Genomic DNA, 835 nt, shown 5'->3' with positions numbered 1-835 from the left:
AAGCGAAAGGACGCGCCGCACCACGGCGCGCCCTTTTTTCCAATTCAAGATAGAAATAAAGATATACAAGCCCAACTTCAGGTTGCTATGCTAGTCACATTACGCGAGTTGCGCGCCATAGAAGCGCGCTTAGGTTGCGCGGGTGAACGGGTCGCTGATGCCATTGGCTTATCTTATCATCGCGAGTGTCGGCGGGGTATTCTCCTCTCTCGTCTGGTGGACCTCGGGCGGGGCCTTCCTGCCCGGCTTGGCCGCTTATATCGCCGGGGGCCATCTGAGCGCTGCGACCCTCATGACTACGCTGATCCTGCTGCGCGACAGCGGCAGGGCCTGACGACCCGCCGCCGAAACTTCCACGATACTCAGGTCGGAACCTTCCGGGTAAAGCTGCGCCAGATGGGCGTGATCAGCTTTTCACCCACCGGGATCAGCATGAGGCCCAGGATTAGCCCGAAGATACCGTCGATGGCCGCCGTGACCGTCCATTTCACCGCGCCTGCCATCTGCTCGGGCCCGGCATAGGCGACTGATCCGGCCACGCCCTTGACCCAATGCGCCAACGAGTCAAAGCCCATCTGCTCCAGCCCGTGCACAATGATCGACCCCCCGACCCAAAGCATGGCGGCGGTGCCCACAATCGTCAGCAGCTTCAGAAAGCCCGGCATCCCCCTCACCAGCCCCCGGCCAATGGCGCGGGTAAAGCCCAGGCTGCCCCGCTCCGCCATGGCGAGGCCCACGTCATCCATCTTCACGATCAGCGCCACCGACCCATAGACGACGACGGTGATCAGGACCGCTACCGCCGCCAGCGTCGCCGCTTCCATCCAGAAGGACG

Annotated in this window: 2 protein-coding genes; one reads left to right on the top strand and one right to left on the bottom strand. The window is 62.5% G+C overall.

The window, feature by feature from the left end; translation table 11 throughout:
- Positions 1 to 157 precede the first annotated feature (157 nt).
- The gene (locus A3764_RS25585) at positions 158 to 334 is read left to right on the top strand and encodes a hypothetical protein (protein ID WP_161487186.1); all 177 of its coding nucleotides are present in this window, start codon (positions 158 to 160) and stop codon (positions 332 to 334) included.
- A gap of 28 nt (positions 335 to 362) precedes the next feature.
- On the opposite strand, the gene A3764_RS23720 is transcribed toward A3764_RS25585, so the two are convergent.
- The coding region (locus A3764_RS23720) for a DUF808 family protein (protein ID WP_150122447.1) at positions 363 to 835 on the bottom strand (473 nt) is incomplete at its 5' end.

The sequence above is a fragment of the Sulfitobacter sp. HI0129 genome (assembly GCF_001635395.1).
GTDB lineage: Bacteria > Pseudomonadota > Alphaproteobacteria > Rhodobacterales > Rhodobacteraceae > Sulfitobacter.
The sequence above is the reverse complement of the archived record's forward strand: the minus strand, read 5'-3'. Positions and strand labels throughout refer to the sequence as shown.